Here is a 25,189-nt window from a genome sequence, read left to right on the forward strand (position 1 = left end):
CGTTAACCCAACGCCGTATCGAGAAACATCATCACTCCAAAACCGAGCATCAATCCAAGAGTCGCGGGCGTCTCGTGACCATTGCGATGGGTCTCCGGAATGACCTCATGGGACACCACAAAAATCATCGCGCCAGCCGCCAGACCAAGAGCGATCGGATACCCTAACGCGAAGCTGCTGGAAACGCCCAAACCGACGATGGCGCCGATTGGTTCCATCAGACCTGAAGCGACGGCAATCAGCGCCGCTCGCAATGCCGAAAGCCCCGTTACACGCAGTGCCAGCGCAACCGCCAGCCCCTCGGGAATATCCTGAATAGCAATGGCGGTTGTCAGCGGCAAACCCACCTGCATGTCGCCGTTGGCGAAACTCACACCAATCGCCATGCCTTCCGGCAGGTTGTGCAGAGTGATTGCCAATACAAACAGCCAGACTCGATTGATGCGCTTCGCTTCAGGCCCGCGCCGGCCGCTTTTTTCGTGTTCGTGCGGCACGAAGCGATCCAGTCCGACCATCAGCGCCACGCCCAGCGCCAACCCGGCCACCACCACACAAGCCGCCAGCAACTGATTGCCGCACAAGGCCTGTGCCGCTTCGATGCCCGGCAGAATCAGCGAAAAAGAACTGGCGGCAAGCATCATGCCGGCCGCGAACCCAAGCATGATGTCTTGCGTACGCGCAGCGATGTCGCGCAACGCTATCGCCACCACCGCCCCTAATGCGGTGGCGCCAAATCCGGACAGCCCGCCCAGAAAAGCAAAATAAAGATTCGCCTTGTTGGCGCCGACGAATGCGCCATAACCGCTGACCATCAACAAAACAGACACACACGCCAGCGCTAGCCAGAAGGCGCGACCTCCCCAGCCAGAATTTGTGAGATGGCTAAACCAGTTTCGTGAAGACGTTTCAGAAGGCGTTGCAGGTTCGGACATCATTCCCACCATTCAATGTGTTTTCACTGATCAAGCGACGATCATTACCCCAGGCAAGGAGGCCCATTGCGGGCCTCCGGTTCTCCGCGATCAGGAGGTTCCCAAGCCTTGGGAAAGATCGGCGGACGGGGGCGACGATGTTGCAGGCGAGGAGTCTGAACGGGCGGCGACAGCCTCTTGTTCAGTGGTTTTCGTCACGGTATCGCGAACTGCTTCGTAGCCTTCCTGCGCCTGCTTTTTCACTTTATCGACCAGCCCGGCGCTGGTTCGCCCCATCATGCGCTGCTCGGTGCTGGTGGTTGGCAACGCGGCACCGAGCAAGGCGCCCAGTGCGATGCCGGCGGCGGCGACTACCAAGGGTTGTTCCTTGAGCAATTGATTGAACTGCTGACCCAATACCTGTGAGTTGCGTGCTAACCGATCACCGGCATCGTGCATCGCATGGCTGAGATTCTCACTGGCGGCACCGACGTTGTCGCCCAAGTGTGCGGCTTTGCCTTTCAGCGATTGGTAACCTTCTTTCAGCGAATCGGCCGTCTGGTGCAAATGGTCGCGCGCACTGTCGATACCGTCCGCCAAACCATCCGCCCATTCCCCGGCCCTGTCCTGATCGGGCCCGGTCCGATAGACCGGTTGCGGCACCGGCGGCCGGTTCTGGCTCATCATCAGCCACAGCAGACCCACCGAGGTCAGCACCGCAGGCACGGGGTTGTTGCGCACGCTGGTGCCAAGGTTAGTGATAAACGTCGAGCCATTGTTTTGCATCAGGCCCCAGGCCTGGTCGAACATCTGACCGGGGGTGAACTTGCTTTCCAGCTGGTCGACGATGTTGCCGATGCTGGCGCGCTGCGCGTCGATTTCCCGTTCGATCTGCTCGGGACTTTTTTGCGATTCGATATCCAGTTCAGTGTTCATGAGACTTTCCTCCGCAGCGCTTCCTGGTCTTTGTTCAGAGCGTCCAGCGTCCGGTCAGGTTTGAAATGGGACGGCTCGAATTGTTTTTTGCCGGTTTGCAACATGGCGAAGCCGATGATCATCACCACAACACCGACGATCAACGCTGCCAGCCACGGCGCCATGAACAGGCTCAAAGCGTAGACCGCCGACATCAGCAGGATGATGAAACCCGCCAGAAAAACGATTGCACCGCCCGCCACTGCTGCAATGCCGGCCTTCAGCGTGGTGAGGCTGGTTTGCAGCTCGGCCTTGGCCAAGGCCAGTTCCTTGGTGAATAACGCGGGCACTTCGCGGGACAGCTGTCGAAGCAGACCGACGACAGAAGCGTCGTCTGGTTGCGCAAGAGGTCTTGTGCCCGGCAGATCCGGATCGTCTCTGTTCATCACAGTTCTCCTTTCGCGACTGGCGCAACGGGGGTCGGTGCGGGCGACGTTTCATAAGGCCGATGGGCGCCATAACCGTCTGATGGCGGCATGGAGGAACTGCCTGCTGCCGGATCGTGATGGGCGCTGACGGTGACCGCCGCGCCCGTGCCGGCCTTGAGGAATCGCGATAATCCGAACCCCACGGCAATGCTCCCGGCAATGAACAGCGCGGGATTGCTGCGCGCCAGATCCGCCGCATCGTGCAAGAGCTGTTCGGCACTCTTGCCGCGAAGATTGCCGGCCAGCCCCGTCATTGACTCCGCCATGTCGCTGAGGTAGTCGGACATGCCCAGTGAGTCCTTGTCCTCCAGTTCCGACACAAAGCTTTTCGCACCTTGCGCCAATGCCTCGATCTGATCGGCGGCGGTGTCGCGATATTGGCCAAACTGCGCATCGGCTTGATGCCTCGCGCCGCCCAACGCCTCGGTGACCTCTTCCTTTAAATGCTCAAAGTCGTGCTCAGGCTTGCTGCCTGCCGGATCGCCGGTCTGAGATCCTGCTCTGCTGTCTGAAGTATTCATGTCGTCCCTCGCCTTCTGAATGAAAACGTTTTACGGGACTGCGCAGCAAGGATTGCCCTGAGCCCCTCACTGCAGAGGACGGAGGAGTTTGACGCAGAGTTCAAAGAGGATGATGGGCGACCTGCAAGAAGGTTTTCCAGCAGCGACGGTCGCGCGCAAACATGGCGACGAGCGGTCTAAATGTAAAAAAGAATTTCAAGAACTGGCTGCGGTCAGACTCGTTACATTCAACGAGAGCTCGCACTCATGACTTTTGCACGTTTCTGCCAAGGCCTTTCAAACTGGGCCGGCAGCTCGAAAACTTTTCTTCTCGCGATCGTCTTGATTGGGGTTTGGGGACTGACCGGGCCGTACTTTCACTACAACGATACGTGGCAACTGATCATCAATACGTCGACCACCATCATCACCTTCCTGATGGTGTTTCTGATCCAGAACACACAAAACCGCGACAACGACATTTTGCATCTGAAGATTGATGAACTGATTCGCGCGACCACGGCGGCGCAGAATGCGACGTTGGGGCTGGATAAAATGGGTTCACGGGATCTGCGCAAACTGCGTGATCGCTATAGCTCGCTGGGTGAGCGTCACCAGGTCAATCTCGACCCTGAAGCGCATGAAGCGTTTGTAGATGGCGTGCCTGTCAAAGCTGCCGCCGCCGAAGTGGAGCCGGGTGAGACCCAACGCTGACGCAGCGGTTTTGAAGCGCGCCCCGGAATGTGTGCATGACATTACGAACTGTGGGAGCGGGCTTGCTCGCGAAGGCGGTGGGTCATTCAACTATGCATTGCCTGAGCTGACGCCTTCGCGAGCAAGCTCGCTCCCACAGGGGTTGGGGCGTGCCCGGGGTTTTGTGTACGGCAGAAAACTTGTAGGAGCAGAGCTTGCTCGCGAAAGCGGTGGGTCATTCAACTATGCATTGCCTGAGCTGACGCCTTCGCGAGCAGGCTCACTCCCACTGGGGGGGTGGCGCGTGCCGGGGTTTCGTGTACGGCAGAAAACTTGTAGGAGCAGAGCTTGCTCGCGAAAGCGTTGGGTGATTCAACAATGCATTTGCCTGAGCTGACGCCTTCGCGAGCAGGCTCGCTCCCACAAGGATTTGGGGTGTGCTCGGGACTTTTTGTACGGCAGAAAACTTGTAGGAGCAGAGCCTGCTCGCGAAAGCGGTGGGTCATTCAACAATGCATCGCCTGAGCTGACGCCTTCGCGAGCAAGCTCAGCTCCTACAGGGGTTTGGGGCGTGCCCAAGGTTTTGTGAGCGACAAAGAAACCTGTGGGAGCGAGCTTGCTCGCGAAAGCGGTGGGTCATTCAACTATGCATTGCCTGAGCTGACGCCTTTGCGAGCAAGCTCAGCTCCTACAGGGGGTTGGGGCGTGCCGGGGGTTTTGTGTACGGCAGAAAACTTGTAGAGCAGAGCTTGCTCGCGAAGGCGGTGGGTCATTCAACACTGCATTGCCTGGGCTGTCGCCTTCGCGAGCAAGCACGGCTCCTACAGTGAACGACGGGGTATCTAAGGGGGATTTGGCTCGGCATAGTTTTTATGCCTGAAAAGCATTGCTGTCCCAAGCTATGCGCTGTCGGTCATATGCCCAAAGCGACTAACCAGCACATTTTTAATTATTTTATTTCTGCGTGTGTACGCCGCTATACCTGCGCCTTCGATCCGGCACCTCGCTGGAATTTGCAGGAGCATCCGTGTGAGTCGAACGACGTCGTTTAGCAGAATTTCCCTTCCGAAAGCCGCGCTTACCCTCGCCGCTTTACTCGTTTCCAGTCTGACGCTGGCCGATACGGTCAAGGAAATCCGTATCGCCGTGCCTGACATCAGCGCCGGGCCGACGCCCAGCGGCGCCGGGATTGTCGATGTGTTACGCGACCGACAAACCCTGGAAAAGGAGTTCGAAAAGGACGGCATCAAGATCCGTTGGGACTTCTTCAAAGGCGCGGGGCCGGCGATCAATGAGGCCTTGGCCAACAACCAGGAAGACTTCGCTTACCTCGGCGACTTGCCAGCGATCATCGGCAAGGCCGGTGGCCTCGACACGCGTTTGCTCAGTGCGACGGCCCGCGACGTCAAACTCTATCTCGCCGTACAGCCGGGCTCGGGCATCACCACCCTCGAAGCGCTGAAAGGCAAACGCGTCGCTATCTTCCGAGGCACCGCCACGCAACTTTCGTTTGCCTCGGCACTCGCGCACCAAGGCTTGAAAGAGAGCGACTACAAAGTCGTCAACCTCGACTACAACGCCGCCAACGCGGCACTCGCCGCCAAGCAAATCGACGCGACCTGGTCGGGTGCCGGCGTGATAGCGCTGAAGGCACGCGGCCTCGCCGAATTGCCGCTGACCACCGTCGACCTCGATGGCGCCGGCAGCATGCAAGCCGTGCTGTTAGGCCGTGGCGCCTTTGTCGACGCACACCCGGAACTGGTCGCGCGCCTGATCAAAGCGCAACAACCCGCCATCACTTGGCTGCGCAACGACGACCACAAACAGGACTACATCAACCTGGTTTCAAAACTCGCCAGTTTCCCCGCAGACATCCTCACTACCGATGCCAAAGACCAATCGCTGGTAAAGATTTTCGCCCCGCAGCTCGACGCGCCGTTCCTCGACAACTTGCAGCGCAGCGTCGATCTGGCGCTCAACGCGAAACTGATCCGCAAAGGCTTTGAAGTGAAAACCTGGGCCGAGCCGCGCTTCATCGAGGCAGCCCTGCAACACACCGACACCGCTTCGCAAACCCCACAAGCCAGCCGCTAAAACAAGGACTCTCCATGACCACGTTGTTCATTTTCCCCGGTGCCTGCTCGTTCGCTGCCCATGTCGTGATCCACGAATTGCAACTGCCCATCAGCGTCGAGCGCGTGACCCTCGGCGACCCGAACTCGCCCTATCGCCAGATCAACCCGACCGGTCGCGTGCCGGCGCTGTTGCTGGATAACCAGACGCTGCTCACCGAAAACACCGCGATCCTGCCGTACCTCGCCGACCTCAAACCCGGCACAGAATTGTTCGCACCGGCAGGTTCAGTCGAGCGCGCGCAGATTCAAGGCTGGCTCGGTTACGTGGCGACGGAAGTACACGTTGGCGCGTTTCGCCCGATCAATCGCCCAGAGCGTTACAGCGCTGACGAAAGCGCATTCCCCGGCATTCGCCAGCGAGCGCTGGAACAACTGACCAACGCACTGAAACCGATCGAAGCACGACTGGCGAAAACCGAGTATCTGGTCGGCAATCGTTTCACCGTGGCGGACGCCTACCTCGGCGTCTTCCTTGGCTGGAGCGCTCGCGTCGGTGTGCTCAACGATTTCCCTGCGCTGCAGGCCGCACTCGGTCGCTTCCGCGCGCGGGAATCAGTGGTGCAGACCTTGGCCGCCGAAGGCCTCGCCTGAATCACCCCGAGGACGGATAACCGAATACGCCGGAGAACCACCATGCCAAGCACCGATACCATTGCCACCTGGGCCCAAGTCATCGCCCGCACGCTGGAAGCACAGGGCATCGACGCCGCCCCGCTGCTGAGCGAGGCCGGTATCAGCCGTTGTCATCTGCATGACCCTGATCAACGCATCGCCCTTCCCGCCATGAGCGCATTCTGGCGGGCGGCGCGGCGCATCAGTGCTGACGAATGTTTTGGTCTGCAAGTGGCGCAGCACAGTTATCCGACCGATTTTCACGGGTTGTTTTTCGCCGCGCAAAGCAGTTCGACGGTGATTGAAGCGTTGCAACGGGGCGTGCGTTACGCCCCGGTGATCACCACGTCAGCGGCAATGAGTCTGGTTCGCGGGCCGCACACCACGCGCATGGTTTACGGCGTGGCCGACGGCGCGGAGGTGGAGCAGATCGCCACCGAAGCGTCGATTGCTTGCGCAGTGCGCTTCACCCGGCAAACCTGGGTGGATTTGCCGATCGTGCACGGCGTGCGCCTGGCCCGCCCTGCCCCACAAGATCCGCTGCGCTGGACACGTTTGCTCGGTTGCCCGATCCGCTTCGACGCCGGCGAAAATGCCATCGAATACAGCAACCGCTGGCTGGATGCGCCGCTGACCACGGCCAATCACGCCGTGGCCCAAGGACTCGATGGCGTGCTCAACGACTACCTCGAACGGCAACGACGTCTGAATCTGCCGGAGCGGGTGCGCGCGGCGATTATTCGTTACTTGCCTCTGGGTGAAGTTCAGCAAAGTCGTGTCGCCGACGAGCTCGGCATGAGTGTGCGCAATCTGCATCGGCACTTGCTCAAACACGACAGCAGTTTCAAGGCGTTGCTCGACGATTGCCGGCGACAACTGGCGTTCAGTTACCTGCGCCAGACCGACTGCTCGATCAACGAAATCTGCTATCGACTGGGCTTCAATGAGCCGAGCAGTTTCAATCGCGCGTTCCGTCGCTGGACCGGCGAAAGTCCGGGCAAATGGCGGCGTGATGATGTGCCTTTGCAACCTCAACGTTACGTGCCACGGCCCACTGTTTTCGCGGCTGAGCGAGCACTGTCGATCGCGGTTTGAGTCACTTGTCTGCGCCGGACCATAGGTTGTCCGCGCAGGCCCCTTTTCTCTCCTTCACACGCTCTAGCATGGCACTCCTACCGAGCCCGACCGATTGCGTCGCGCGGCAAAAAAAGGAGCTCTGCGTCCATGCTTTTACGTTACTCGGCCACCACGGCCCATCGCCTCAAGCCCCTGAGCTTTTCCTTATGGCTGGCGCTGCCCGGTGTCCTCTGCTCGACCCAGAGCTTCGCCGCCGATGAGCCCGAAGCGTCCACACCGACGGCAACTCAAGCCGATAACTCAGCACCAAGGCTTGAACAGGTCACCGTGACCGCGCGCCGTCGCGAAGAACAGTCGCAAGACGTACCGACGCCGATCACCACCCTCAGCGGCGCCAACCTGGAAACCCAGCGCATCTACAAGATTCAGGATCTGCAACAGGCCTTGCCGAGCGTCAACGTCGCTTATGTCCATGCGCGGGTTTCCAGTTTTGCCGTGCGCGGGATCGGCAACAACCCGGCCAGCGATGGCCTCGAAGGCAGCGCCGGGATTTACCTGGATAACGTCTATCTCGGCCGCCCCGGCATGGCCGCGTTCGACATGCTCGACGTCGAGCAACTGGAATTGCTGCGCGGGCCGCAAGGCACGTTGTTCGGCAAAAACACCACGGCGGGCGTGCTCAACATCACCACCCGTGGCCCGACGTTCACCCCCGAGCGCAGCCTCGAAGTGTCGGGTGGGCAGGACGGCTACTTTCAAGGCAAAGGCACAGTGTCCGGGCCGTTGACCGACACCCTCGCCGGTCGCCTGTCGTTCTATCGCACCCGCGATGACGGCTACCTGAACAATCGCCACGACGACCGCACACTGCTCGGTGGCGAGCGCGAAGGCTTGCGCGGGCAATTGCTGTTCAAACCCAACGACGATTTCAGCCTGCGCTGGATCAACGAATACAACAGCGAAAACTCCAGCAGCGGCAGCAGCGTGATTTACGGCGCGGGGCCCGTGTTTTGGCGCCGCGCGGCACTGGTCGGGGCGAATCCGCAGGTGGGCGAGAGCAACATCGATGGCCGCCAGAACGTCAGCGTGCACCAGAATGCGAGTTCCGTTGAAGCCAACTGGAACTTGGCCGGCGGCTACACGCTGACCTCGATCAGTGCTTATCGCAGCTGGCACTTCAACCCGGCCAACGACGCCGACCAACTGGAAGTGCCGGTGATCAACGACTTCGGCTACGAAGTCCACGACCGGCAGTTCTCGCAGGAAGTGCGCCTGGCTTCGCCTAAAGGCGAGTTCTTTGATTACGTGGTTGGCGCCTACGCGTTCAAGCAAGACCTCGGCAACCGCATCTTCACCGACCTCGGGCCGCTGGCGGATCTCAACCTGATCGGCGCCAATCTCAATGCGCTGAACAACGTCAGCAGTAAGGTCAACGGCAAGATCGACACCGAGAGCTACGCGCTGTTTGCCCAAGGCACCTGGCACCTGACCCAGCGCCTCGATTTCAGCGCCGGCATCCGTGGCACTTACGAAGAAAAAGAAGCCAACGTTAAGCGCTTCGCCCCTGAGGGTGGCGGCACGCCAGTGGTGATCCCGGGCGTGGTCGATGGCAACGCGATCCGCGCCGGCCAGGTCGGCGCCTACGACACCGGCGACCTGCACCTGTACAACGCCGCACCGTCGTTTCTGGCCAGCTTGAGCTACCACTTCAGCGACGATGTGTTGGGCTACACCTCGTTGTCCCACGGCGAAAAATCCGGCGGCGTCAACCTTGCGGTCGGCTCGGCTCCGAGCGCTGGCGCTGAGTCATTGCTGGTCGGCCCCGAGCGGGCGAACGACGCGGAACTGGGGATCAAAAGTCAGCTGTTCGACCAGCGTTTGCAACTCAACGCGAACGTATTCTGGACTGGCGTGAACGGCTATCAAGCCACCACTTACTACCAGCCGCCGGGCTCGTTGACCGGTTACCAATTGCTGACCAACGCCGGCACCGTGCGCTCACGTGGACTCGAATTTGAGGCCACCACCGTGCCGGTGCGCGGGCTGACGCTGAACGTCAACGGCTCGTTCAACGACGTCACCTATCTGTCGTTCAAAGACGCGCCCTGCCCCTCGGAAAACCCCGGCCAGACCAACTGCGACCTCAGCGGCCAGCGTGTGGCCGGCGCCTCGCGCTGGATCGGCAACATCAACGGCGAATACAAGTGGCCGCGCATTGACCGCATCGAACCTTACGCCACCGGCAGCTATGCCTATCGCTCCGAGAGCGAAGGCACCCTCGACAACTCCGACCTGGCGAAGATCGACGGCTACGGCCTCGCCAACTTCTCGGTCGGCGCGCGCATGGACTACGGCGACGGTTTGCTGGACGCCTCGCTGTGGGTAAAAAACGCCTTCGATCGTGAGTATTACCTGGCTGTTGGCAGTGGTTCCAACGGTCTTTACACCGCCTCGCCAGGCCAGCCGCGCACTGCCGGCCTGACCTTGCGCTATGACTTCTGAGGACACTATGACAACAGCAAAAATGAGCCTGGGCGCGTTTCTCATGAGCAGCGGCCATCACCTCGCCGCTTGGCGCCACCCGCGTGCCTGGGCTGGCGGCGGACTGGATTTCCAGCACTTCAAAAAACTCGCCACCACCGCCGAGCGCGGCAAGTTCGATGCGATATTTTTCGCCGACAACCTGGCGTTGATGGGCTCGCCGGAACTGGGCCAGTTCACCACCGCTGGCGATGTCTTCGATCCACTGGTGCTGCTCTCGGGTCTGGCAGCGGTGACCGAGCGCATCGGCCTGGTGTCGACGGTCTCGACCAGCTACAACGAACCTTATTTACTGGCGCGCAAGTTCGCCTCCCTCGATCACTTGAGCGGCGGGCGCAGTGGCTGGAATCTAGTGACCTCGGCGACCGATCTGGAGGCGCTGAATTTTGGCCGCGACAAGCATTTCGAACACGGCGACCGTTATCAGCGCGCTGAAGAATTCATCGATGTTGTCACCGGCCTGTGGGACAGTTTCGAAGACGACGCTTTCATCCGCGATAAATCCAGCGGCGTGTTTTTCCAGCCGGACAAACTGCATGTACTCAATCACCACGGCGAAAATTACCGGGTACGCGGGCCGCTGAACATTCCGCGCACGCCACAGGGTTACCCGGTGCTGATTCAGGCTGGCTCCTCGGAACCGGGCAAGGCCTTGGCCGCGCGCACCGCTGAAGTGGTGTTCACCGCACAACAGACCCTGAGCAATGCCCAAGCCTTTTACGCCGACGTCAAAGGTCGCCTCGCCGGCTACGGCCGCCGTCCTGAGCAGTTGAAAGTCATGCCGGGGATTTCGCCGGTGATTGGCCGCACGCAAAGTGAAGCGGAAGACAAATACCAACAGTTGCAGGATCTGGTCGAGCCACGGGTTGGACTGGCGATGCTCGCGGGCATGGCCGGTGGTTTCGACCTGTCCGAATATGATCTGGACGGCCCGTTGCCAGAGCTGCCGCAAAGCAATTCGATGCAGAGCCGTCAGGCGTTGTTCATCGATCTGGCGCGCCGGGAAAACCTGACAATTCGCCAGTTGTACCTGAAAGTCGCCGGCGCGCGCGGCCATCACACCGTGATCGGCACGCCGAAAACCATCGCCGACACCCTTGAAGAATGGTTCGTCGGCCAGGCTGCTGACGGCTTCAACATCATGCCGCCGTTCCTGCCGGAAGGTCTGGATGACTTCGTTGACGGCGTGGTGCCGTTGCTGCAACAGCGCGGGTTGTTCCGCACTGAGTACAGCGGCAGCACGCTGCGTGATCATCTGGGATTGCAGCGGCCGGGTAATCGTTACCAGCGTTAAGCCGGTAGCGATGGCTCCATGAAAAATCCGTGGAATGGATCTTTCGTTGCACAACGATAGCCCTAGACTGGTTTCTTTCTCAGGACTCACCTGACAAGGAAACCCGTCCAGTGCGCGACTTTGATAACCAACCCGATTTAAGCGGGAACACACTGCAACTGCGACCACTCGCCGACAGTGATTTTGAAGGCATGCTGCTGGCGGCGAGTGACCCGCTGATCTGGGCCGGCCACCCGGCCACGGATCGCTATCAACGACAGGTCTTCGCGCCCTACTTCGCCGCGCGCCTGGCCAGCGGCAAAGCCCTCGCGGTGATAGAGATTGCCTCCGGGCAGATCGTCGGCATGTCGAGCTACTACTCACCGCCCGACCAGCCTGACGCAATCGCCATCGGTTACACCTTTCTGACGCGGGCGAAATGGGGCGGGCCGGCCAATCGCGAGCTTAAGCGATTGATGCTGCAGCATGCGTTCAAGGCGTATGACACCGTCTACTTCCACGTCGCGCCTAATAATCTTCGTTCGCAAAACGCCATGCTCAAGCTGGGCGCAACGCATTTGTATGACGCCGAACTGGATCTGTCTGGAGTGCCTGCGATGTGCAAATGCTATGGGCTTTCCAGAGCGCAATGGGGCTAGCCTGCGCTTTGCCAATCAACGACGGCTGATCACGGTCAGCCGTTCTTCTCTGCTCCCTTCTCCAAACATATGAAATTCCAGAACCCAGCCTACAAACATATGAATTTTTATCGATGTTTGCCTGGCTTAAGCTCCCTTCACTCCTCATGAAGGAGGCCGTTTCGTCGGTACGCCTGAGACAAGGCGATCCTAAAAATAATGTGTCTGCCGACCAAGGAATTTCTTATGTCCGCCCTGCTCGCACGCTGCCGTGCCTGTCATTGCGCGCTCTCCAGCGCCAGCGCTTCAATGGGAGGCCGACAATGACCTCGCCTCTTTCCCGCCCAAACGCCGACGAATCGTTGCTGCACAGCCAAGGCTATGCCCAGGAACTGCATCGCGGTCTGTCATTGTGGTCTTCATTTTCTGTCGGGTTCGCTACCGTTTCGCCGGTGGTGGGCATTTATTCGGTGATGTCATTGGGCGCGATGAACGCCGGGCCGTCCTGGGTCTGGATCGTTCCGCTGTGCCTGGCGCTGCAGTTTCTGGTGGCGCTGGTCTATGCCGAACTGGCCTCGCAATACCCGCTCGCCGGCGGTTGCTATCAATGGGTTCGGCGACTGGCGGGCGATCGCTGGGCGTGGTTCACCGGGTTCATGTATCTGGCCTCGGCATTGGCTTCCTTGACCACTGTCGCCTACTTGGGCGGTTTCTGGTTGTGGCTGTTTTTTACCGGCGCGCCGCCATCGGCGAATGCCCAAGTGTTCAGCGGCGCCGTGCTGTTGCTGCTCGGTTTGGGGGTGAACCTGTTCGGCATCAACCCGCTGAAGTACTTCGTCAACGCCGGGATCATTGCCGAGGCGATCGCCTCCATCGGCATCGGCGTGTTGTTGCTGTTGTTCTTCCGTAACCATTCGCTGTCGCTGGTGTTTGAAGGACTGACCTCCAGTCAGGGTGGCGACGGCTCGTACCTGCCAGGATTTCTGACGGCGATGGCGGTCGGTGGCTGGGCCTTCCTCGGGTTCGACGCCTGCTCGCAGGTGTCCGAAGAAACTGCCGATGCGCGGACGTCGACGCCGCGGGCGATTTTGCGCTCGATGATTCTGGTCGGCCTCACCGTCATGCTCACCGCATTCGCCGTGACGCTGTCGTTTACCGACACCGCAGGCATGGTCTCCGGGCAAATCGTCGACCCGGTGACACCTGCTGTCGTTGATGCCTTCGGTAGCTGGTCGGAACGACCTTTCGTGGGCATCGTGTTGGTGGCGTTCATCGCGTGCATCGTCTCGGTGCAGACCTACATCGGTCGCGCCGTGTTCGGCATGGCCCGCGACTCGATGCTCCCGGCGTCGGCCCTGTTGCGTAAAGTCGACAAGCGCAAAGTGCCTTTCGCGGCGATGGTTTTCAGCACCTGTTTCGCCAGTCTCGGTCTGGCGCTCGGCCTCAACGCAACGGCGGTCGGCACGTTGATCGCCTTCGGCAGCGGCGGCTTTTTCATGGTGTTCCTGATTGTCGTCAGCTGCGCCCTGCTTGCTCGTCTGCGCGGCCAATGGAAACCCGAACCCGGGACTTTCAGCCTTGGTCGCTGGGGTCTGCCGGTCAATCTTGCGGCGTTCTTCTGGCTGGTGTTTGAAAGCATCAACGTCGCTTGGCCACGGGAGTCGCTGGCGCCACCGGGTGCGCCATGGTTTCAGGTGTGGGCGGTGATTCTGGTGTTCTCGATCCTCGCGCTGCTGGGCCTGATCTACCTGTTCCGCGCCAAGCCTTATCTGCGCAGCAGCCTGCAACTGCGCACCGAATAACCCCCCGCCTTGTCATGCGGGGCCCTTGCGCCCCGCGAATCTGGAGTTCAGATGTCTTCTCTTCATTACTGGAATTACCCCACCGAAATTTTCTGCGGGCCCGGCGCGCTGGATGTGTTGGCCGAACGCTGCAAACTGTTGGGAATGCGCAATCCGCTGCTGGTCACCGATCCGGGGATGCTTGCGCTGGAACCTATGGCGCTGATCAAAGCGCATTTGCAGCACGCCGATATTGCCTTCGCGGTGTTCAGCGACATCGACAGCAACCCGAGCCTGAATGACGTCGCCCGAGGCGTGGCCGCTTTCAAGGCTGGCCGGCATGATTCGCTGATTGCTCTGGGCGGCGGCAGCGCGATGGACGCCGCCAAGGGCATCAGCCTGGCATCCGTCGATGCTCAAGGCCTCGAGCAATATCAATGGTCGAATGTCATAGCCAGCTATCCAACATTGGCGGACTTTCCGCACCTCGATCTGCCACGTCTGATCGCGCTGCCCACCACGGCGGGCACGGGTTCGGAGCTTGGTCGCGAAGCGGTGTTGACCCTCAGCGAAGAAAACATCAAGCGTGTGGTCAGCCACCCGGAATTACTGCCGGCCTGCGTGATCCTCGACCCGGTGCTGACCCGTGGCCTGCCCGCCGCACTGACCGCCGCCACCGGCATGGACGCGTTGACCCATCACATCGAAGCTTTCTGTTCGCCGCTGTATCACCCGATGTCTTCCGGTGTCGCGGTGGAAGGTATTCGTTTGATTCAGCAGCACTTGTGCAACGCACATCGCGATGGCCAGAACATGGTTGCCCGCGAAGGCATGTTGATCGCTTCGGCCATGGCCGCGGTGGCATTTCAGAAAGGTTTGGGCGGCGTGCATGCCCTCGCCCATCCGCTGGGCGCGCGTTATCACAAACACCACGGGTTGCTGAATGCGATCCTGCTGCCCTACGTGTTGGTCGCCAACCGTCAGGCAATCAGCCGAGACATCGCGCGACTGGCGCGCTATCTGGAGTTGCCGCAGCCTGATTTCGATGGTTTTCTCGATTGGGTCTTGCAGCTGCGCGAGCAGTTGGGCATTGCCCACAGCCTGGGCGAGATGGGTCTGGACACCGACGCGGCGGATTGGGTTGGCGAACAGGCGCTGGCCGATGTTTCTTCATCCGACACCAACGCCTGTGTCCTCAGTGCCGCCGACTACACGCAAATCTTCCGCAACGCCGTGCAAGGCGTGCTGCCGAGATAAAACTCACAAACCGTGCTCAGCCAGCAGATCTGCGATAAAGGCACGCACGGCCTCGCTTTGCGGGTGCCCGACGTGGGTGATCATGCTGTGCTGCACGTCATAACGCAGCGTCTGGGGGTGCAGCGCGCGCATCTTGCCGCTCTGTAACCATGGCCGCGCGTAGTGCGCAGGCAAATAGCCCAGATGCGTCCCGGCGAGCACGCCGTGGGCCACCGCCTCCATGTGGTGCGCGGTGGCTGAAGCGCGATCAGGCGCAATGGGCAGCACTTGATCGGCCGGCAAGAAACCATGGCAAATCCAGTCACTGGCCTTGAGCTGTTCCAGCGTCGGCGCCTCGACGGCGAACAGCGGATGCGCCTGCCCGCAGAAGATACCGATCTCCTCGCTGTACAGCGGCTGGTAATTCAAGGTCGGTAGCGGACGGCTGAAATAGGAAATGGCGACGTCCAGTTGCCCGTCGATCACTGCGCGTTCGAGCTCTATCGGCGAGTTCACGAAGATATGCAGGTGCATGTCGTGTTCGCGCTGATAAAACCGTGCAATGGCCGCGTCGATGCGCGCGGTCGGCAGGGTCGCGATATTGTCCGCCAGCCCCAGATACAGATCCCCCACCAGACGCCCGGATAAATCCTGCGCCTCATCACGGAAGGCATCCACCGCACCAAACAGCGCCGCTGACGCCTTGAGAATCCGCTGACCTTTTTCGGTCAAGCGAAAACCACCCTTGCCGCGCTCGCAAATCCGGTAGCCCAAACGTTTTTCCAGACTGGAAATATGCGTGCTGATGTTCGACTGACTCATGTTCAGCTCAGCTTGCGCAGCGGTGAAACCACCGCACTTCACCACGATGGCGAAAATCCGCAGCAGGCGTAAATCCATGTCCGTAATGTTTCTGATCACCGGGGTGTCCTGTTCAACGATTTCTTGCGACGTTGCGGGGATCAAGTTTCCATTGCGACGGGCGCCGTCGGCAAGCGTATTGAGGGCATGAGGACGCTGAGGCTCCCATGCCGCTCAAGAACCTCTCAAATCATTGCTTGTGCAAATCCCCCGGCTTCCACACTTTGTCGAAGAACGCTTTGGTCGGGCCGTACAGGCGCAGAATCACGAAGTAGCCTTCGCCCGGCAGGGTTTTGATCCAGTTTTTACCGGCGCCGGGCGAGTCCGGGCCGAAATGCACATCGATCGAACCATCGGCATTGGCGACCGGTTTGTCCATAGTATTGATCGATGGAAACGGCTGGCCGTTGTCCAGGCCGGACGCGGTGATCGAGTCGTACGCGGTGACCGACCAGAACAAGGCTGCGGGGATACCTTTGGGCAGGTTCAAAGTGTAGCTGTTGCTGCCGGAAAGGAATTCACCCTTGGCATCGACGAACGTGGCCGGGTACTTGGCGCCGACGTTTTCCATGTTCACGGCCATGCCCGGGCTGGCGGAATAGGCGTTGGTGAAGAAGCCGGTGCGCGGGTCGATGTAGTTGAACGTGTCGGCGGTAAACGTCGCGTTGCCGGGGAATACATTCAGCCACTTGCGATCCGGGTACCACGTGCCGTTGGCGACAATCGTCTGCGGCGTGTAAGAGATCGCATGGCCGATCTTGCTGGCGGTTTTCGCCGCTTTGTCGAGCAGGTCACGGCTGGCCTTGTCGGGCTGGAACGGCTTGCCCTTGATGATGCCCAGTGCGGCGAGCACGCCACGCATTTCCATGTCCTGCGGGTCGACGTATTCGTGTTCGATAAACCGCGACAGCATGTCGAAAGCGCTGCCATCGGTGGGGTACAGCATGTTGACCGGGGTGTTCGAGGCGTTGGGGAACACCATCGCTTTGGCCGTGGCCTGTTTACCCAACGGATAGATGCGGGTTTTCTCCATGACCGCGACCGGCGCATCGAGCTGTTTCGGATCTTTGAAGAAGCCACGCCAGAACACGAACACGCCGTACGTTCGCGAGCGATACGTCAGATAGCCCGGCGGTACCTCGCCCTTGAAATCCGGCGGCAGCACCAGATATTTGGCGCCCTGCCCTTTGTCCGGCCCCGGCAGACCGACATCGCCACACCACTGGCGACCCTCAATCTGGCCCTCGGAGCAAATCGGCCGCTGGAAGAAGTCATCCAGAATGCCCTGCAAACCCGGCGGCACTTCGATCACCATCGGGCCGTCCTGCTTGAGATCCAGATAGCCCATGGCGTAGATCACGTCGGAGTTGGGCGTGGTCACGCGGGTCTTGGCGTTGAGGCGATCCTTCCAGATCGGCAGCACGTTGTAACCGGCGCCGAAAGCTTTCTCCGAGCCCTCTTTCATGGCGTACATGTTCAACGCCGGCAGAGCCCAGATGTACGACTGCACGGCGCGCTGGAAGAGCAATTCGTTTTGCAGCTGCGCCACGCCTTCGAGCGTCGGGTAACCGCCAGCGAACGGCAGGTCGGCCAATTGCTGGTAATGGCTGGCGGCCTGGGCGCTGGCGCTGATCGAAACGGCCAGACTCAGCGCTGTCAGTGATTTTGCGAACGTGTTCATCGTAAACGTCCTTGCGATCAATTGGCTTTGACAACAGCGGGCGGCACCCATTGGCCGTTCAGCGCAGCCGGCTCAGGCCAGTACGCGCGAATGTAGAGCGAGAAATCCGCACCTTCAGGCGTCGGCAGCCAATTGGTTTCCTTGTCCTTGCCCGGCGAGTCGCTCTGCACGTAAATCGTTAGCGAGCCGTCAGCATTGGCTTGCAGGGATTTGTTTTTGGTGCCGATGGAATAGCGCTTGAGGTCGTTCGGCGAGAAGAAGTGCTGTTCGTTGTACAGGGTCAGCGACCAGAAGCCTTTGACCGGTGGCAGCTGCCCTTTGGCGAAGGTCACGGTGTAGCTGTTTTGCCCGTTGAGGCGCGTGCCGGTCTTGTCCAGATCCTGATAGAAGTACTTGGTTTCTTTCTGCTGGTTGACGAAGATATTCGAGCGCGCGACGGCGGTACGGCTGAAATAGTCGGTGCCGAACGCCGCGCCGTTGCTGATGGTGCTCCAGTGATCCGGCAATTGCAGGCCGTAGTTACGGAACTGCAACAGCGGGTCGATCACTTCGCTGTCGGCTTTTTTCGCTTCATCGATCATCGCGGCTTTGAGCTGAGGATCGGCCTTGGCAATGGCGGCCAGTGCGGCCATTTGTGCGTAGCGAGCTTCTTCGCCCGGCAACGGTTTGGCGTCCTTGAGCAGCGCGGGCAACTCGTCGAAGAACTTCTCTGGCATCACCCATTTGGTTTCGCCACTGCCGGCGGCCTGCGCCGGGAATTTCGGCAGTTTTGCCCAATCGCGGTGTTTGACCTTACCGTCGAATTGCGACAGCGGGTACATGTCGACGCCCGACAACGATGGCTGAATGGCCGCGCGATCGACAGCGCTATCGTCCTGGAACACCCGGGGAATCACGAATCCGGTGTTGGTGCGCGAGCGGAAGACCTTGGTGATCCCGGCCGGGACTTCGCCCTTCCAGTCAGGGCCCACCAGCAGGTAGAAACCGGGTTTGGTGTCATACATTTTGCCGAGCTCGGCAAAGCTGTCAGAACGCAAATCCACCACTTGGTACACCCAGAAACGGCTGCCGAAATCCGGCACCTGCAACACCACCGGTTCCAGATCCAGCGCGATGCTGCCCGCGCCGTAGACCACGTCCTGATTCGGACACGCCACCAGGCGCTCGGCCGGATCGATGTAATCGCTGAGCATCGACAGTCGATTGATTGGCGCGACCGGAACAATTCCGCCCATCAAGCCAGGTTCAGGGAGATCCTTGAACGCTTGGCGACGGTTGAAAATATTGGCCATCGGCCAACCCCAGAAATACGCCTCACGGGCCATCATGCGCACGTATGGCTCGGTGACCTTGGTGTTGGCGACCGGGCCGCTGACGGAGCCTTCGCTCGCGAAACTTTGCGGGGCCAGAACACAGGTGGTGGCCAGCGCACCCATCAAGCTCAGCGCGAACAGATTGAGGCGTTGCGGCAGTTGAGTCATAAAGCATCCTTACTTGTGGGAATCACCCTTTGCTGGTGAGTCGCAGGGAAGATAACGCAAGTCTGCCGAGGTGGTCACTGAATGTTTGGGCTGCGCGCAGCAGGCCCTGATCCGCAGCCCTCAACGTTTTGAAATGACACTTTTCATGTACTGATTCAAATCACGAAAATCCTCAACACTCCAGGCATGCGGCGGCACTTTCACGCCGTTCTCACGCAACGTTCTTGGGATCAAGTCTCCATTGGGACGCAGGATGATTGACGACACAATGACGCCCGGGTAATCGCTCAGCCGTTGCTTGAAAGCGGCTGTTGTCAGATCCGGCGTCGGCGGATTGCTTTTATGCGCCAGCGGCCCTGTACCTTTGATATCAGCGCCGTGACACATCGCACAGCGCTGCACGAAGAGGTTTTTTCCGTTGCTGTTGTCCGCCAGAGACGGCGATGTTTGAGCCAGCGATAAAACGCTCAGCGCAGCGATGAAGACTGATTTCATGTCCATATGCTCGTATACCATCCATTGAATCTATATCGAAGTAGACGCTACGCGCCTTGTTGACCTTCATAACGCGGCAGCTCGATCGCGTCTGCTTTCGGTGAAAGAATTTTGCCAAATACCGTCTTGAAACCCGGTGCGGTGGCCAGCCTTAATACCGCGTGACCGAGGCCGATGCCAAGCCGCGAATGTGGCGAGGCCAGTCGGGGCGCGAACTTGGGCACGTTTTGCGCCTGATTGACGTAGGGGCGCATCAGTTTTTCGTAGGCCGCGAACGCTTGGGCATGATCGTCGTGACGACTCAGTTCGCCCGGATCAGCGCCTCAATGCCCATGCGCTGAACCACCGTACGACCGGCGCCGCGCACATCGTTGCGCGTCAGAATGGCGATTTGTTGTAGCTGCTGGCCGACGACATCGCTGGCAATTTGCAGGCTGCGTGGATCTTCGACTGGCGTTGAGGGTGCGCTCATGCGTAATCCTGTCCGGAATTCAGGGCTGATCGTGACGAGTCGGGGACGTTAACCTATAGCTAACTTGCTTAGCTACTTTCCAAATTCATCGAGGATTCAAGCCGCGCTACCCTGATATCCTGCTCGCCGTCAGCCGCCGCATGGCTGGATAAGACGGACTATCGAACAGTATTCACGGAGGAAAAATTGCGGATATACATTACAGGTGCTTCGTGCGCAGGCGTGTCGACCTTGGGTACCAACCTCGCGCCCTCGCTCGATTTAAAACATGTCGATGTCGATGATTTTTACTGGGCGCCCACCAACCCGCCATTCACAACAAAGCGGCCGCCTGAAGAACGCGTTTCGTTGATGCAGCAGGAGTTGGGCGCCGACAACTGGGTGCTGACCGGCTCTTGTATGGGCTGGGGCGATGCGCTGATCACCCACGCTGATTTGATCGTCTTCGTTGTGACACCAACGCCTGTTCGCCTTGAGCGTCTGGCCGCGCGTGAAAGGGAGCGATTTGGCGACCGGATCGCCCCAGGGGGCGACATGCATGAGATACATGTGGCTTTCCGAGAATGGGCTTCGCAGTATGACGATCCGAATTTTTCAGGGCGTAATCGAGCGTGGCATGAGGCGTGGTTGAGCGGGCAAACGATTCCGGTTTTACGGGTTGATGGGGTGCGTGGTGCGGATGAAATGGTGGCGGATGTTTTGGGGCATTGTCGCCGCTAGCAATTCGGCCAGAAACGTCACTCCAATCGGCTCGGTCAGGGAAGAATCCCATTGCGCAACTACGGCTGTTCTTAACACTCAATCCGCTAAAAGAGTGAAGTACTCCACGACAAAGTAGCCGACCTGATAGATCAGGGTAAACAGCGCAAGTGTCAGTTGTACTCGACGCCGTTTCTGTGTGATGCCAATCAACACGATGCCGAGCATGATGGCGGTGTGGGCGGTATACGCCGCTCCGAGCGTATGCCAGCGGGCATTGCCCTTGAGGGAGGTGTCGATGAGATCCATGGCCGTGATGAGCGCGATGAGCCCGAAGAACCAGGCACGTCGCTCGAGCAGATAGTTTTCGTAGCTGCCGAACTCTCTCACGTCTGACGGAAACAGCATCGTCGACACCATGAAATAAAGGGCGCAATAGCAAACAATGAAAAAGTAGGACTCGAACGTCCACACCGGCACCTGCGTAAGACGAAACTCCCACCACCAGAACGTCATGATTGAAATGAGCGCCCAGACCACCCAGCTCATGTGTATCCACGACCATCCAAATTGGCGCGGGTGTTCGATGATCGAAGCGATCCCCTTGAGTAACGTCGTTATACCCAGCCCCAGGATGATGCTGAGGACGATACGGATATGCGAGTAAATCTGGTCTGGGATCATCTCACTGCGCCGGATTTCAAACGGCCCTACCTGACTTGATCGTTGATTTCCGGGGTTTCCAGGAAATAAACCACTCAGGTCAGGTTCCGCCTGTACCAATGGGTTGCAATCGCAAGCCGTTGATCGCTGCTGCACGACGATCGCAATGGCCTGAACGGTCTTAGCGTAGGTGGACATCAATGATGTATGCGGCTTTTTGCAGATAATTTTGTCATCCATCCAATCTGAAGCCCCCTGGACACACAAACCACAGAGCGCTAGCGTCAGCTCATTCAACTCAAGAGCCGCGCCATGGACGTCATTGCCAATTATTCAAACAACCACCACCGACACGCGGTAATAGCGTTATGGGAAACCGTCTTCGGTTACGAAACCGCCCATAACACTCCCAGCCTCGCCATCGACAAAAAACTCGCCGTCGCCGATGAGCTGTTTTTCGTGGCTCTACGAGATGAAGGAGTCATCGGCACGGTTATGGGCGGGTACGATGGCCACCGCGGTTGGTTGTACTCGGTGGCGGTGCACCCCGCACATCGTCGAGAAGGCTTGGGAGCCAAACTGGTTCGTCACGCCGAGGACGCGCTGATTGCGCGCGGCTGCATGAAGATCAATCTGCAGATCATCAGCGCCAATGCGAGCGTGGCGGCTTTTTATGAAGCGTTGGGTTATTCGATCGAACCGCGCATCAGCATGGGCAAGAAGATTGAAGCGAATATCGTGATGCCAGGGATTCAGGGCTGACCCGCCTGAAACCGTTTACGCAGCAAATTGATCACCAACAGCACACCCGCCGCCATCCCCTGCGAGCCGCACATCAGTCCAAGAATGTGATCGTCAAACAGCCACCAGGCGAACGCGCCGAAGAACAGCGTCAGCAACAGCCCAAACACCAATAACGTCAAATGCCGCACGCTCGGAATGTCTTCCAGCACGTCAGCAAAAATGCTCCAGCAGGCCCACTGCATAAACAGCAACAGCGTCACCCACGGCAGTGTCTGTAGAAAAGCGCTCGGCGGCAGCGAAGTGACAAAGCTGAACGGCACGGCGAAGACCAAAAACAGTGTTGCGGCGATGGTCGTGCAGGTGGGCACGGTATAGGCCGGCAAGGCGATGACCAGTTGCATCAACTTGAGTGCTTGCAGTCGAGTGATCAATTCTCGCGCTCCTGCGGATCGTCCTGGCCGAGTCCGGTGGCCGGTTCAGTGACTATAGATCAGCCGCTGCGCCACGCAAAAACTGCACTCAAACCGCCTTACACGTCAGCCAGGTCCCCCAGAAAAGACTGCTGAAAAACCGCGTTGCTTCGCCAAATCCTGCCTCATGCAGCAATGTCTGAACCGCTATCTCGGAATGCGGCGGATCGGCCCCCTGCAGAATTTTTCCGAGTTTTGCTTGCACCTCATCGGCACTCGCGCCCTGCTGCCGCCAGCGCTGGCCCCATGCTTGCAGCAACAACGGTTGGCTCGCATAGGCGTAATGATTACCCGCCAGAATCAGCGGCGCGCCGGGTTTCAGCCGCGCTTGGATGGATTGCAGAATCTCGCATTTGGGTTCGTCGCCATTGAGGTGATGAAGCACGCCGATCAGAGTCGCGGCATCGAAGGTTTGATCCGCCGGCAAGTCATTGATCTCACCGAGATGCACCTCCGTTCTGTGCAGCAAATCATTGGCCTGCAACTGTTGCACCGCCGCGTCCAGCATCGGCTCGGAAGGATCGACTGCAGTGAAACTCCAGTCCGGCTCCAGTGCCGCCATCGCGATGATTTCCTGCGCCGTACCGCCAGCGCCGACCACCAGAATTTTCGCCGGCCGTGACTGCCCGAGACTCGCAGCCAGCATGCACGCCGCCAGATCATGACAGGCGTCATAACCGGCCAGTGCGATGCGGCTTTGTTGGGCGTATTCGTTGGCGCGGGAGTTATCGAATTTTTCAGCTGAGGATGATTTCACTGGCAGGTCTCCATGTCCTTTTTCAGCAAATTACGCCGGCCAGGGTGACAAGAGAAATTCAATGATTTCATGCACTGCATTCCCATCGGGAATGCAGTGCTTCAACGTTACGACCAGAACCCCTTATGTGGCTCGGCCGCCTCTCCCTCCAGCATCGGCCCCAATACACTGACCTTGCGCTGCCCCTTGGCAAACACTTCGCGGCACGGCAGCGAGAACGTCGGGTTCTCCGGATGGTCACCCGTCAGTCCCAATAACGCGTGCTCCGACAACGCATAAACCACACGGCCGATGCCCGTCCAATACACCGCGCCAGCGCACATGCAGCAAGGTTCGGCGCTGGTATACAGCGTGCACAGTTCCAGCTCTTGCGGCGCCAGCAACTTGGCCGCCGCAGCCGCCGCAACCAGTTCAGCATGCTGAGTCGGATCGCCTTCCGGCGGCATCGAGTTGTTCCCCGCTTCGACGATCACTTTGCCGTTGCGATCAGCCACCAACGCGGCGAACGGGTGGCGACCACGCTGTTTCGAGGCCTCGGACAAGGCGATGGTCTGGCGCAGCAACGCCAGATCGAGATCGCTGACGCCTGCTGGAATGAGCTGAGTGAATTGATTCATGGGTAACTCCTGGGCAGTGGAAAACAAAAGTCAGTCGGCCAATTCAGCCGACGTAGCGCCGATGGTTTCGGTCGATTTTTTTTCATTGTTGAGCAGAATATTGAGCACGATGGCGGTGATCGCACCGAGGAAAATGCCGCTGTCGAGCACCAGTTTCAGCGTTGGGCCGACGTGTTCGAACAGCGCCGGAAAGGACATCGGCAGCACGCCGACACTCACTGACACGGCGACGATGATGCCGTTGCGAGTGCCCTCGAATTGCACCCGCGACAGCTCCTGAATACCGGCCACCGTGGTCATGCCGAACATCACGATCGCGCAGCCACCGAGCACCGGTGTCGGCACCGCCGCGATCAACGCGCCGAGCTTCGGGAACAAGCCCATCAGCACCATGATTGCCCCGGCCGCCGCGACGACGAAGCGGCTTTTCACGTTGGAAAGCGCAATCAAACCGGTGTTTTGCGTGAAGGCGTTGTACGGAAAACTGTTGAACAAGCCGCCGAGCATGGTTGACAAACCATCGGCGCGGAACGCGTTGCCGAGGGTCTGCTGTGTGGTTGGTTTGCCGGTCAATTTGCCGATCGCCAGGCAGTTGCCCGTGGTCTCGGCCATGATCACCAGCATCGCCAGAGTCATGATCAGAATCGGCACCGGCGAGAATTCCGGCGCACCAAATGCCATCGGCGCACTCAGCTCAAACCACGCCGCTTCGCTCACCTTACTGAAGTGGGTCATGCCGCACGCCGCCGCGATCAGGCTGCCGACGAACAAGCCGATCAGCACGCTGAGGTTGCCGAGGAATCCCTTGAATTTGGCGTAGATCACCAGCGTCACGCTGACCGTGGCCAGGCCCAGCAACAGATTGGCGGGGTTACCGAAATCCGCTGAATCAGGATTGCCACCGCCCAACCAGATCGCCGCCGCTGGCATCAGCGAGATACCGATAATGGTGATCAAACTGCCAATCACCACCGGCGGAAAGAAGCGCAGCAATCGGCTGAACACCGGCGCCAGCGCGATGGTAATAAACCCCGCCGCGATCACCGCACCGAAAATCTGGCTGAGCCCGAACTCCTTGCCGATCATGATCATCGGCGCCAGCGCAATAAACGAGCAGCCCTGAATCAGCGGCAAACGCGCGCCGAATTTCCAGAAGCCCAAAGTCTGAATCAACGTTGCCACACCGGAGGTCAGCAGGTTGGCGTTGATCAGCAACACCACCTGCGCCGAGGTCAGCCCCATTGCGCTGCCGAGAATTAGCGGCACCGCCACCGCCCCCGCGTACATCACCAAAACATGCTGCAAGCCAAACGTGAACAACTGTCGCAGCGGCAAAACCTCGTCCACCGGATGAATGCGTTGTGTGGTCATTTCACACGCTCCTGAAGGTGCGGCATCTGTTGAGATCGCGGGCATTCTCAGGGGCGTTTGAAGGGTAGAACCGCCCCG

Annotated in this window: 26 protein-coding genes; 11 read left to right on the forward strand and 15 right to left on the reverse strand. The window is 59.4% G+C overall.

What is annotated here, in order from left to right; all coding sequences use genetic code 11:
* Positions 1-2: 2 nt before the first annotated feature.
* The 4 genes from KFS80_RS22950 to KFS80_RS22965 form a co-directional block, all read right to left on the reverse strand.
* Entirely contained in the window at positions 3-932 is a 930-nt protein-coding gene (locus KFS80_RS22950) for a ZIP family metal transporter (protein WP_212546030.1), read from the reverse strand.
* A gap of 90 nt (positions 933-1,022) precedes the next feature.
* Positions 1,023-1,847 (reverse strand): DUF3618 domain-containing protein, encoded by an 825-nt coding sequence (locus KFS80_RS22955; RefSeq protein ID WP_212546031.1) that lies wholly within the window; start codon positions 1,845-1,847, stop codon positions 1,023-1,025.
* Positions 1,844-2,272: a phage holin family protein gene (locus KFS80_RS22960; RefSeq protein ID WP_159811416.1), complete on the reverse strand. Its 429-nt coding sequence runs from the start codon at positions 2,270-2,272 to the stop codon at positions 1,844-1,846. Before KFS80_RS22960 ends, KFS80_RS22955 begins: the two co-directional genes overlap by 4 nt.
* Complete coding sequence (locus KFS80_RS22965; RefSeq protein ID WP_246541993.1) at positions 2,272-2,835, reverse strand: hypothetical protein; 564 nt, start codon at positions 2,833-2,835, stop codon at positions 2,272-2,274. Before KFS80_RS22965 ends, KFS80_RS22960 begins: the two co-directional genes overlap by 1 nt.
* Before the next feature lie 246 nt (positions 2,836-3,081).
* Between KFS80_RS22965 and KFS80_RS22970 the strand changes: the two genes are divergently transcribed.
* The 9 genes from KFS80_RS22970 to KFS80_RS23010 all read left to right on the forward strand — a co-directional run bounded on the left by KFS80_RS22970 (position 3,082) and on the right by KFS80_RS23010 (position 14,821).
* Complete coding sequence (locus KFS80_RS22970; RefSeq protein ID WP_246542000.1) at positions 3,082-3,528, forward strand: low affinity iron permease family protein; 447 nt, start codon at positions 3,082-3,084, stop codon at positions 3,526-3,528.
* A 1,035-nt stretch (positions 3,529-4,563) separates the two neighbouring features.
* Entirely contained in the window at positions 4,564-5,601 is a 1,038-nt protein-coding gene (locus KFS80_RS22975; RefSeq protein WP_420851069.1) for an ABC transporter substrate-binding protein, read from the forward strand.
* Between the two features lie 14 nt (positions 5,602-5,615).
* On the forward strand, positions 5,616-6,233 hold the full coding sequence (locus KFS80_RS22980; RefSeq protein WP_212546033.1) for a glutathione S-transferase C-terminal domain-containing protein: 618 nt from the start codon (positions 5,616-5,618) through the stop codon (positions 6,231-6,233).
* A gap of 42 nt (positions 6,234-6,275) precedes the next feature.
* Positions 6,276-7,349 (forward strand): AraC family transcriptional regulator, encoded by a 1,074-nt coding sequence (locus tag KFS80_RS22985; protein ID WP_212546034.1) that lies wholly within the window; start codon positions 6,276-6,278, stop codon positions 7,347-7,349.
* Positions 7,350-7,478: 129 nt separating this feature from the next.
* On the forward strand, positions 7,479-9,833 hold the full coding sequence (locus tag KFS80_RS22990) for a TonB-dependent receptor (protein WP_212546035.1): 2,355 nt from the start codon (positions 7,479-7,481) through the stop codon (positions 9,831-9,833).
* 7 nt (positions 9,834-9,840) lie between these two features.
* The gene (locus KFS80_RS22995) at positions 9,841-11,166 is read left to right on the forward strand and encodes an LLM class flavin-dependent oxidoreductase (RefSeq protein ID WP_212546036.1); all 1,326 of its coding nucleotides are present in this window, start codon (positions 9,841-9,843) and stop codon (positions 11,164-11,166) included.
* 110 nt (positions 11,167-11,276) lie between these two features.
* Positions 11,277-11,804 (forward strand): GNAT family N-acetyltransferase, encoded by a 528-nt coding sequence (locus tag KFS80_RS23000; protein ID WP_212546037.1) that lies wholly within the window; start codon positions 11,277-11,279, stop codon positions 11,802-11,804.
* A gap of 302 nt (positions 11,805-12,106) precedes the next feature.
* Positions 12,107-13,585, forward strand: coding sequence for an APC family permease (locus KFS80_RS23005; protein ID WP_159811425.1), 1,479 nt, complete (start codon positions 12,107-12,109; stop codon positions 13,583-13,585).
* Between the two features lie 51 nt (positions 13,586-13,636).
* Positions 13,637-14,821: an iron-containing alcohol dehydrogenase gene (locus KFS80_RS23010; protein ID WP_212546038.1), complete on the forward strand. Its 1,185-nt coding sequence runs from the start codon at positions 13,637-13,639 to the stop codon at positions 14,819-14,821.
* Between the two features lie 3 nt (positions 14,822-14,824).
* Here the strand turns inward: KFS80_RS23010 and KFS80_RS23015 are convergent, their stop codons facing one another.
* The 6 genes from KFS80_RS23015 to KFS80_RS27035 all read right to left on the reverse strand — a co-directional run bounded on the left by KFS80_RS23015 (position 14,825) and on the right by KFS80_RS27035 (position 19,790).
* Positions 14,825-15,721: a LysR family transcriptional regulator gene (locus tag KFS80_RS23015; RefSeq protein WP_053120439.1), complete on the reverse strand. Its 897-nt coding sequence runs from the start codon at positions 15,719-15,721 to the stop codon at positions 14,825-14,827.
* A 130-nt stretch (positions 15,722-15,851) separates the two neighbouring features.
* A complete protein-coding gene (locus tag KFS80_RS23020) occupies positions 15,852-17,342 on the reverse strand; it encodes a DUF1254 domain-containing protein (RefSeq protein ID WP_212546039.1) in 1,491 nt (496 codons plus the stop codon).
* 17 nt (positions 17,343-17,359) lie between these two features.
* A complete protein-coding gene (locus KFS80_RS23025; protein WP_420851070.1) occupies positions 17,360-18,778 on the reverse strand; it encodes a DUF1254 domain-containing protein in 1,419 nt (472 codons plus the stop codon).
* A 165-nt stretch (positions 18,779-18,943) separates the two neighbouring features.
* The gene (locus KFS80_RS23030; RefSeq protein ID WP_371925868.1) at positions 18,944-19,318 is read right to left on the reverse strand and encodes a cytochrome c; all 375 of its coding nucleotides are present in this window, start codon (positions 19,316-19,318) and stop codon (positions 18,944-18,946) included.
* 47 nt (positions 19,319-19,365) lie between these two features.
* Positions 19,366-19,572, reverse strand: coding sequence for a hypothetical protein (locus tag KFS80_RS23035; RefSeq protein ID WP_246542003.1), 207 nt, complete (start codon positions 19,570-19,572; stop codon positions 19,366-19,368).
* Between the two features lie 47 nt (positions 19,573-19,619).
* A complete protein-coding gene (locus KFS80_RS27035) occupies positions 19,620-19,790 on the reverse strand; it encodes a hypothetical protein (protein WP_246542006.1) in 171 nt (56 codons plus the stop codon).
* Positions 19,791-19,976: 186 nt separating this feature from the next.
* On the opposite strand from KFS80_RS27035, the gene KFS80_RS23045 reads away from it, so the two are divergent.
* Positions 19,977-20,510, forward strand: a complete 534-nt coding sequence (locus KFS80_RS23045) for an ATP-binding protein (RefSeq protein WP_212546041.1) — start codon at positions 19,977-19,979, stop codon at positions 20,508-20,510.
* A gap of 78 nt (positions 20,511-20,588) precedes the next feature.
* On the opposite strand, the gene KFS80_RS23050 is transcribed toward KFS80_RS23045, so the two are convergent.
* On the reverse strand, positions 20,589-21,392 hold the full coding sequence (locus KFS80_RS23050) for a hypothetical protein (protein WP_212546042.1): 804 nt from the start codon (positions 21,390-21,392) through the stop codon (positions 20,589-20,591).
* Positions 21,393-21,464: 72 nt separating this feature from the next.
* Between KFS80_RS23050 and KFS80_RS23055 the strand changes: the two genes are divergently transcribed.
* Positions 21,465-21,914, forward strand: coding sequence for a GNAT family acetyltransferase (locus KFS80_RS23055; RefSeq protein WP_212546043.1), 450 nt, complete (start codon positions 21,465-21,467; stop codon positions 21,912-21,914).
* Here the strand turns inward: KFS80_RS23055 and KFS80_RS23060 are convergent.
* The 4 genes from KFS80_RS23060 to KFS80_RS23075 all read right to left on the reverse strand — a co-directional run bounded on the left by KFS80_RS23060 (position 21,905) and on the right by KFS80_RS23075 (position 25,111).
* The gene (locus KFS80_RS23060; protein WP_218959393.1) at positions 21,905-22,327 is read right to left on the reverse strand and encodes a hypothetical protein; all 423 of its coding nucleotides are present in this window, start codon (positions 22,325-22,327) and stop codon (positions 21,905-21,907) included. The genes KFS80_RS23055 and KFS80_RS23060 overlap by 10 nt on opposite strands.
* An 88-nt stretch (positions 22,328-22,415) precedes the next feature.
* Entirely contained in the window at positions 22,416-23,123 is a 708-nt protein-coding gene (locus KFS80_RS23065; RefSeq protein ID WP_212546044.1) for a class I SAM-dependent methyltransferase, read from the reverse strand.
* A gap of 107 nt (positions 23,124-23,230) precedes the next feature.
* Complete coding sequence (locus tag KFS80_RS23070; protein ID WP_212546045.1) at positions 23,231-23,740, reverse strand: nucleoside deaminase; 510 nt, start codon at positions 23,738-23,740, stop codon at positions 23,231-23,233.
* Positions 23,741-23,770: 30 nt separating this feature from the next.
* Complete coding sequence (locus KFS80_RS23075; RefSeq protein ID WP_212546046.1) at positions 23,771-25,111, reverse strand: nucleobase:cation symporter-2 family protein; 1,341 nt, start codon at positions 25,109-25,111, stop codon at positions 23,771-23,773.
* Positions 25,112-25,189 lie beyond the last annotated feature (78 nt).

This window comes from Pseudomonas rustica (genome assembly GCF_018336155.1).
Lineage (GTDB): Bacteria > Pseudomonadota > Gammaproteobacteria > Pseudomonadales > Pseudomonadaceae > Aquipseudomonas > Aquipseudomonas rustica.

Excerpts from the sequence above, each read along its gene's own strand:
- KFS80_RS22950 (WP_212546030.1), bottom strand. The coding sequence starts at position 932 with ATGTCCGAACCTGCAACGCCTTCTGAAACGTCTTCACGAAACTGGTTT.
- KFS80_RS22955 (WP_212546031.1), bottom strand. The coding sequence starts at position 1,847 with ATGAACACTGAACTGGATATCGAATCGCAAAAAAGTCCCGAGCAGATC.
- KFS80_RS22960 (WP_159811416.1), bottom strand. The coding sequence starts at position 2,272 with ATGAACAGAGACGATCCGGATCTGCCGGGCACAAGACCTCTTGCGCAA.
- KFS80_RS22965 (WP_246541993.1), bottom strand. The coding sequence starts at position 2,835 with ATGAATACTTCAGACAGCAGAGCAGGATCTCAGACCGGCGATCCGGCA.
- KFS80_RS22970 (WP_246542000.1), top strand. The coding sequence starts at position 3,082 with ATGACTTTTGCACGTTTCTGCCAAGGCCTTTCAAACTGGGCCGGCAGC.
- KFS80_RS22980 (WP_212546033.1), top strand. The coding sequence starts at position 5,616 with ATGACCACGTTGTTCATTTTCCCCGGTGCCTGCTCGTTCGCTGCCCAT.
- KFS80_RS22985 (WP_212546034.1), top strand. The coding sequence starts at position 6,276 with ATGCCAAGCACCGATACCATTGCCACCTGGGCCCAAGTCATCGCCCGC.
- KFS80_RS22990 (WP_212546035.1), top strand. The coding sequence starts at position 7,479 with ATGCTTTTACGTTACTCGGCCACCACGGCCCATCGCCTCAAGCCCCTG.
- KFS80_RS22995 (WP_212546036.1), top strand. The coding sequence starts at position 9,841 with ATGACAACAGCAAAAATGAGCCTGGGCGCGTTTCTCATGAGCAGCGGC.
- KFS80_RS23005 (WP_159811425.1), top strand. The coding sequence starts at position 12,107 with ATGACCTCGCCTCTTTCCCGCCCAAACGCCGACGAATCGTTGCTGCAC.
- KFS80_RS23010 (WP_212546038.1), top strand. The coding sequence starts at position 13,637 with ATGTCTTCTCTTCATTACTGGAATTACCCCACCGAAATTTTCTGCGGG.
- KFS80_RS23020 (WP_212546039.1), bottom strand. The coding sequence starts at position 17,342 with ATGAACACGTTCGCAAAATCACTGACAGCGCTGAGTCTGGCCGTTTCG.
- KFS80_RS23025 (WP_420851070.1), bottom strand. The coding sequence starts at position 18,778 with ATGGGTGCGCTGGCCACCACCTGTGTTCTGGCCCCGCAAAGTTTCGCG.
- KFS80_RS23030 (WP_371925868.1), bottom strand. The coding sequence starts at position 19,318 with ATGAAATCAGTCTTCATCGCTGCGCTGAGCGTTTTATCGCTGGCTCAA.
- KFS80_RS23035 (WP_246542003.1), bottom strand. The coding sequence starts at position 19,572 with ATGCGCCCCTACGTCAATCAGGCGCAAAACGTGCCCAAGTTCGCGCCC.
- KFS80_RS27035 (WP_246542006.1), bottom strand. The coding sequence starts at position 19,790 with ATGAGCGCACCCTCAACGCCAGTCGAAGATCCACGCAGCCTGCAAATT.
- KFS80_RS23050 (WP_212546042.1), bottom strand. The coding sequence starts at position 21,392 with ATGGATGACAAAATTATCTGCAAAAAGCCGCATACATCATTGATGTCC.
- KFS80_RS23055 (WP_212546043.1), top strand. The coding sequence starts at position 21,465 with ATGGACGTCATTGCCAATTATTCAAACAACCACCACCGACACGCGGTA.
- KFS80_RS23070 (WP_212546045.1), bottom strand. The coding sequence starts at position 23,740 with ATGAATCAATTCACTCAGCTCATTCCAGCAGGCGTCAGCGATCTCGAT.
- KFS80_RS23075 (WP_212546046.1), bottom strand. The coding sequence starts at position 25,111 with ATGACCACACAACGCATTCATCCGGTGGACGAGGTTTTGCCGCTGCGA.